This window comes from Hydrogenophaga pseudoflava NBRC 102511 (assembly GCF_001592285.1).
Lineage (GTDB): Bacteria > Pseudomonadota > Gammaproteobacteria > Burkholderiales > Burkholderiaceae_C > Hydrogenophaga > Hydrogenophaga pseudoflava.
Window position 1 is genome coordinate 24800 of the sequence record NZ_BCWQ01000024.1, and the last position, 7327, is coordinate 32126.

A 7327-nucleotide genomic window follows, 5' to 3' on the forward strand; every position below is an offset into this window, starting at 1 on the left:
GGATGAAGTTCATTCCTTGAATCCTTCCTGCAGAGCCTTTTTCTCTGCTGCGATTACCTTCTGGCTCTGAGGGCCGGAAGGTATCTTGCGGCTGGTCATGCTGGCTGCCACGCTGAGGAAGTCCATTTCACTGGGTGTCATGACCAGTCCCTCGCTGGCCCACTTGTGCAGTTTTGACCAGTAGGTTGCTCCTCTGCCCACAACATAGGTCTGAGCCTCGATGTCGTTCAGAACCTTCTGGTCTCGTCGCGCTGCGCGCTTTGCGCCCTCTTTCTCATCTGCATCGATCAGGTCCTTGTCAAGGTCGCTTTCAAGCCTGACATCAACAGACTGCAGGAGATCGTCCCAGCATTTCTCACGCTTGCACCATTCGGTGACGTTTGCGACCCTGTACGCTTCGGCAGAAGAAATGATCCTTGCCTGTACTTGCTTTGCAATGCCCAGCAAGACCTGATTGAGAGAACTGGAAGTTGCCTGCCTGTTCCATATCTTCAAGAAGTCGATGTCTTGTTTGCGGCTCTTCAGCTCATGTGTCAGCAGGGCGATTGAGTAGGTCACCGTATTGGCCCTGTAGCCCTGCGCGTACCAGTCAGCGCTACCGACTAGGCGTTCAAGCGTGCGGAAAGCAATGGTGGCTCCGATGATGCCCTTGAACCATTCTTCACCAAATGCAGCGCCTTCCTCTCCCCAATGTCCTGTCACGTTCTCAGCGAAGAATTTGAAGTTCTTCTGGGCGCCCTGGCTGACCACATGTGGCATGCACATGATCGTGACCAGCACCTTTGCAATGTCGGTTTTCTGAATCAGCTGCTTTCGCGGGTTCTGGACCTCGAACTCCTTCTTCTTCGCAGGAGTCATGTAAGCGGAGGCGTTGGCGTATTGGCCTCTGGCCCGTTCGTAGAACCAATGGGTCATTTGCTGTGACCCTTCTGCTGCAGGCGCCCAGACGTTCCGGGAGAAACTCTCTATGCGTCTGTGGAACGGATGGTTGGAGAAGAAGTCGGCATCACTGACCTTGTTCTGACTGTTCGCATAAAGGGAGATCTTGGGAACGATCTCGTCTACCATGTCCGGCCGTACCACGGACAGTTTCATCTGCACTCTGACCTTGTCCAGGTTCTCAGCCTTGTCCCTCTTCATCACGTTGAAGATCGAGGCGGTTGTCTGACCACCATTGACGATCTGCAGGTTCTCAAGCCGGTTCACCAGAACCTGGTTTCCATCCGGGTCGAACTCGGCCTTTGCAGCGGTCGCAGAAATTCCATTGTTGTAGGCGAAGAACATCTGGGGTTCTTCGAGAATGGTCTTGCGTATTCCCTTGTTGACACCCCTAGTGGCCTGTAGAAAGGTTCTGACGTTCTGTTCAAGAAGTCGCCCGCCGTACAAGTCATAGATTTCTGCCAGCCAGTCGCCCGGTATCACGGTCAGGTAGGACTCAAGTTCAGCCCCCCCTGAGTTGGCCGGGAGACAGGGCAGTCCTTTGCCAAACATCTGTACAAAGTCGATGACGATCGGTTCTGGCTCGCCTGTGAACAGAAGTCGACCGATTGCAATCAGATCCCAGACCCTGACTGCCCATTCCCTCGCGCCTTTTTTCTTTGTCGGCAGAGCCTTGACTGTGCTCGAAAGCTTGGCATCGGAAAGTATGTTGAGGCGGATACGGACAATCGAATGTCCCATCTGGGCAAGCTGTCTGGCGAGGCTCCATACGCTGCTTCCAACGTCGACCTCTACAGAAAGATCACCGTCTACCGCCCGCTCGAAGAAGGTTTCCGCGCGTTTGAGGCATGCATCCAGACTGGTTCTGGTCAGGCTCTGGACTTCTGGTTCACCGTGGTATTCGACCTGGAAGAGGTCGAGCGTGGCCTCATCTTCGGTGTATGCATAGCCATCAACCCGCATGCCCCTGTGCACGAAGAAGGCGGGCTCGAATCCTGGTACGGCACCCGAATCGACCAGTGCTTCTGCCACGACAGACGCAAAAGCAGTCTCTGAAAAGTCGGAGGTTGCAGCTGATCTGGCAGAGACCTGCTGCAGCAAGTCGGCGAGGAATTCACTGTCTGTCATGCTTCAAGCACCACTCCACGGAATGGTCGATTCAAAGGGGGATAGTGCGGCCAGCTGGATGCCATACGTCACCTCCTGGATGCCCGGCATCAGTGTCGAGGGAATGATCCTGGGAAAGCCGTCAGTGACTGCGAACGAATCCTTCTTCACCAGTGCGAACAATTGAGAACGATATTCAGGCAGGTCCATATAGCCGAGGCTGACCAGCTTCTCTTCGAACTCCTCGGTTGCGGATGCAGATGCACCAAGAGCTACTGTGAGTTCTTCAACCAGAGCACCCAGACATGTCCCGCCAGCGGAGACTTCGGCAAGGTGGTAGACACACAGGTACAGGTCCGTACTGTCCACCCACAGCTGAGAGGGTGACGAGATCCGGACAGACTGAGGTGATCCAACAAGGTGTGACTTGATCTCGAAAACCTTGTTGTCCGCTGCAAAGTCCTGAGGAAACCCGGACGGCCCTTTCCATGCTTGCACAGCGGCAGGGCCGAACCTGGGGAGCAGTTCTAGCTTGAGGAAACTGAGCTCAGCGAACAGGCCACGAATCTCATGCGCGTCGAGAAGGCGAGGTCCACCTCGGGAGAGAAGACGTTGCCATTTCAGGAGTCGTGCACATAAAAGCTCAATGCAGTCAGCATCGGACTGCGCGCCGGATGTACAAGTGATCAGATCCTTGCAGAGCAAGCCGAAGAGGTCCACGTCCTGCGTCTTGGCAAGCACCAGATGCAGCTCGTGCGTCTTGTCGATCCACAGAGCCCTCAACCCCTTAAGGCGCGGGAGATCAGGATTCCAGTGGACAAGAGAGCTCAATTTGAGCACCAGCATCAGCTGGCATTCAGCATTCACCGCGTAGTAAAAGTCGAACGGATGGTCTGGGTCCGCCCGTCTTGCACTCAGTGCGCCAAGCTGAGGTGTTGCCAGGCCGTGCCACGGGCTTTCAGTCTTCATCCGCATCGTCCTCCGTGGTCCCATAGTTCTCTGCCCACCATGTGGTGTTCACAACGTACGTCACTTCAGTTGTCTCGTGGCCAGACTCAGGGAAGGCTATTCCCCATGCCACCACACTGGGTTCAGCCGGGGGATTGACCTTCTCCTTATCCTTTTCTTTGTCCCAGACGTCGAGCACATGCAGCATGAGCAAAGGGCGAGTGCGGTGCTTGATGTAATGCCAGTCTGGGATGTCACTGGTGTCCTTCCACGACTGCTCGGCTGCACTTCGCTCCTCCACGCTCATGCCGGCCTTCACCTGCCCGCGGCCACCTACTCTGAGCGCCTTGCCGCTCACTGCGATGTAGTCGACGCCGGCTGGGCTGCGTTTCCAGAGAGACGAGCGAGATTGGGGTGTGGGTGAGTAGGGACCGAATGACACTGACGACCGGTCGCCAGTTGACAGACTGAAAAGACAGATGTCCCACCGCTCAAGTTCGTCTGACTCGCGCGCCTTGATGTAGGCGTTGATCGGCTCTGCCTGGGTGATCAGAGCAACGTCGTCATGGTTCTGGAACCTGGTGACAAAGTTGCGAACGAGCGGGGCAACTGAAATGTCTTTCCAGAGGTACCCGAACTCATTGGAGTTTTCAGGCGTGCTCAAGTCGGAGAGAGTGGTCAGCAAGTCACTCAGGACTTCTCTGTTGGCGGCAATCGCATCTGTACGCAGACGTGTCGTCTCGATCAGCTTGCCGGACAGGGAGACTGAGTGATTGACCTTCTGCCCGGAGCGCATCTTGTTCCTGGCTGTCACGATCAGAGATTCGGGATGCGCCCGAACCTTCAGGCCAAAATCCACCGGACGGGCACCAGCCCTCTCCATTCGATTGAACTCGTCACGCAGCTCATCAATGGCGTCCGAGATGTGGGCATACCAGTCAATGGCTTCTTCTGTCATGAAGATTCGGCAGATATCCGCATAGCCATCGCGATATCCGAACCACCGACCCATCTGCAGCAGGGTGTCGTACATCATGGAGTTGCGCAGGAAGTAGCTGACGGTCAGTCCTTCCAAGGTGAAGCCACGCGAAAGCGCAAACCCGCCGATAGCGATGACATGAAGGCCTTCATTCTTGTATCGCCTGTAGTCCAGCTTGTCAGGTGACTTGCTGTTCACCTTTCTCACTTCGATCGGCCCTGCCGCGCGCACGAGCGCAGCCTGTACATCTCGCCAGGTTTCTGGTACCTGCCCCTCATACTGGCTTCTCCAAGCCTCATGCAGCCTGTTCATCTCGGGGTCTCGGAGCGCATCCTCCTCGGGCAATCCTGCGTGTCCCGAGCAGGCAGAGCGGATGGTGCTCATCAGGTCCGAGACCAGTCCGGTCAGTTTGGTCTGAACCTCGTTGAACCGTGATGCATTGACCAGCATCGATGAGTGGCTCTTGTCCTGACCTCGCAACACCCGGATTGCGCGTGCCAGCACAAAGGTGCGAACCGCTTCCTTGAGGCTTTCCGGGATCTGTGTCAGGGGATGGGAGATCTTGTGTTTTTCCGGCAGCAGATCGACATGGTCGTCTACCGTGGTCAACGTTCCATGCAAGTCGCCGGACTCTGGAAAAATTCGGGATGCGCCGACATAGTTGGTCGGTGCATCGAGCGAAATGATGAAGTCTCTTGGAAAGAGGTCTTCACGCTCCATCGCATCCCTGCTGTCCGGATCGATGAAGATGTTGGCAAACGGAGTGGCCGTGTACCCAAGATAGACATTCCTGTCGAAGGAATCGAGAAGTTTGCGAATTCGGTCGTTGATGGCAGACGGAGAATCGTCGTTCTTGGACACATTGACCGAAGCGTTGTCTGCCTCGTCATCAATCAGCAGCATCGGAACCCTACTGATGCGGGCACCGGCTTGCCCGTTGCCGATCTCCAGCCAGTCGATCAGATTGGCGAGAGTGCGGGAGTTTTTCTTCATTACGAGCACCAGTGGCTCGCTCAGCGACTGCAAGAAAACGCCCAGATCTCGCGTGGCGGACCTGAAGTCGTCGGCGCGTGTGGTCAGGCAGATGGGCTGTCTCTCAAGGCCGTAAAGACCGACACCAATCGCTGACTCTCTGCCATTGGTTGCTTCCGAACTCCGGCCTGTGAACCCCTCTTCGATCCGCTCCTGGGTCTGTACACGCAGATCCTCCTGGATACCTGTGAGGATCACGATGAACTTGTAGCCGTAGTCGGCTGCCTTGCAGATGACGCCTGTGTAGTTGGCCGTTTTGCCAGATTGCACATGGCCGACCACCAAGCCTCTGCGTGCCCAGCGACCCGGTTTCTCAGGGTCCTGCATCAGGCCGACGATCTTGTCCGTGTCTTTGTCAAGAACGCCCAGTACGGCCGAACCAAATCCCCGGTTCGCGAGATGTTTGCGGTACCGGTCATAGTAGTAAGGGGTCAGACTCGCTCGTCTGCCTGGTAGCCATTCTTCGAACTCCACCTGAATCGTCGATGCGTCACTCATGCTGATCGAAAGGCGCGCCTCGATCTGGCGGGCAGCTTCCTCGATCTGGCCGTCGTTGATAGTTGCCGAGAGGTCAGGATAGAGTGGCAACACGGTCCTCAAGACCAGCCTTACCTGCTCCGGAGTGCGGGCGGGCATGTTCGAGAGGATGCCGATGGCGTTGTTCTGAAGATCTTGAAGCGACATTTTTCTCCCTGTTGCGAATCAGTTTGCGGTGGCGCGTTTTGTGATGACGCCAATCTGGTCCGGGTAGCGGCTGAACGGCTCCATACTGGCCAATACCGACGCCAGCCCGGTCCGATCAAGATCCGGATTGGCCTGTACAAGCATCTTGGCCAGCGTGAGCATCACATCCATGTCCGGATGCTCGGACTCGATCTGTTTGGGCGTATTGGAGTAGTCGCTAAAAAAAGCGGCCGCAGGAAACGTCTGGCCGAACATCCGGATCATCTGCTTCAGACGCTGCCGGTCACCTACCTGTAGGTCATTGATAAGTTCGGCCAAGAGAGGGTGTTCGTCATTGATGACGTACTCAATTCGGTCGTTGTGCATCTTGCGGATCCACACTGGCGAGGCGTCCGACTCGACGATCACTCTGCCTCTTTGCGTGTAGGGGCGCTTGGCACCTGACCGGATCTGCTCGATAACCTGCCTGAGTCGGTTCTTGACGATGAGCGGGGGGTGCGCGCGAGCCTTTCGGACATCGATGCCCCAGTGGTGATCCGTGTTGTTTGGGATGTCAATGCGAACACGTGCCAGTTTCGTGAGCTCTTCTTGCCTAGCCAGCCGGAACCAGCTCCCCCAGATTATCAGCCTACGGTTTCGGTAAATGTAGAAACCTTGGTTTCTGAGATAACCCTCGGGGCCAGCGAGTCGTTCATATTCTTTCGCGCTCACCTTGGAATGGTGCGGCAATACAAACGCCTGTACCTTGACCTCGCTGTCTCTGAACCTCACCACTTCGAGCGGGAATTTTTGCGTAGCGATGTTCAGTTCAGCAAACGGGTCAAAGGGCTCTACGTCCGCCCCATTGATGGCAATGCGGATTCTTTTCAACCCAAGTTCGCCGGCAAGAAAGCGGTGAAAGACTCTTGCCAAATGCTGCCTTACAGCAAACATTAGTTCGTTGAATGTCTCATGACCGATTTCGCCCATGCCAGCGAGCTCGAGGCGGTCAATCTTTCTCCATAGAACTAACGTCCCGTTGCCATTGGAGGGGAGTCCGCATGGGAGATCCGATAACCCGGTCGGGTGAATCTCGGTGATCTCCCACCTGTTCGTCTCGGAGACACGGTCAAGATCCCACCGCATCCCATTAAACTCTGCTGCGCCTCTGGTCAGTACGGTGAGTTCTCGACATTGACTGAAGGAGGCGGTTTTCAGTCCCAAGCCGAACCGCCCCAGATCATGAGCAGCGCGCTCAAGTCTGGGATCTTTCGATCCAGGCCTCATTGCCTCAAGCAGTTCCGCCCGTACCATGCCGCAGCCATCATCAATGACTGCCATCCACGGTTGATCAGCTTCCCAGCCATAGCGCAGATCAATGTTTTTGGCGCCGGCGGCAATGCTGTTGTCAATGATGTCCGCGACTGCGGAGTCAAAGGAGTACCCAATGTCCCGCATAGCCTCAATCATCACTGAGGCTCGTGGCATGAGTTCTATGGCGGCGTAATCTCTTGGTCCCTTCACTGGCATCCTAGTCTGTGAATTTTTTTTATTCTGCCGTATTAGGCGGCTAGTTCTTCATCGCCCGGGACTTGTTTTCGTCAAGTTTGTCAACGTTTGCGCTTTCCTCGCTCCGGATCCGGCACCGAGATCAGCATG

At 55.7% G+C, this 7327-nt stretch carries 4 protein-coding genes; all 4 read right to left on the reverse strand.

All coding sequences use genetic code 11. The annotated features are described in order from the left end of the window. Positions 1–9: 9 nt before the first annotated feature. Genes HPS01S_RS20780 through HPS01S_RS20795 form a run of 4 tightly spaced genes read right to left on the reverse strand, consistent with a single transcriptional unit; the run spans position 10 to position 7138 of the window. A complete protein-coding gene (locus HPS01S_RS20780; RefSeq protein WP_066160864.1) occupies positions 10–2067 on the reverse strand; it encodes an AIPR family protein in 2058 nt (685 codons plus the stop codon). A gap of 3 nt (positions 2068–2070) precedes the next feature. Beyond that, positions 2071–3015, reverse strand: a complete 945-nt coding sequence (locus tag HPS01S_RS20785) for a PD-(D/E)XK motif protein (RefSeq protein ID WP_169803961.1) — start codon at positions 3013–3015, stop codon at positions 2071–2073. Beyond that, on the reverse strand, positions 3005–5689 hold the full coding sequence (locus tag HPS01S_RS20790) for a Z1 domain-containing protein (protein ID WP_066160874.1): 2685 nt from the start codon (positions 5687–5689) through the stop codon (positions 3005–3007). The genes HPS01S_RS20785 and HPS01S_RS20790 overlap by 11 nt, the downstream gene beginning before the upstream one ends. Before the next feature lie 18 nt (positions 5690–5707). Beyond that, positions 5708–7138: an ATP-binding protein gene (locus tag HPS01S_RS20795; RefSeq protein WP_066160877.1), complete on the reverse strand. Its 1431-nt coding sequence runs from the start codon at positions 7136–7138 to the stop codon at positions 5708–5710. Positions 7139–7327 lie beyond the last annotated feature (189 nt).

Coding starts and splice junctions, on each gene's coding strand:
- HPS01S_RS20780 (WP_066160864.1), bottom strand. CDS start 2,067: ATGACAGACAGTGAATTCCTCGCCGACTTGCTGCAGCAGGTCTCTGCC.
- HPS01S_RS20785 (WP_169803961.1), bottom strand. CDS start 3,015: ATGAAGACTGAAAGCCCGTGGCACGGCCTGGCAACACCTCAGCTTGGC.
- HPS01S_RS20790 (WP_066160874.1), bottom strand. CDS start 5,689: ATGTCGCTTCAAGATCTTCAGAACAACGCCATCGGCATCCTCTCGAAC.
- HPS01S_RS20795 (WP_066160877.1), bottom strand. CDS start 7,138: ATGATTGAGGCTATGCGGGACATTGGGTACTCCTTTGACTCCGCAGTC.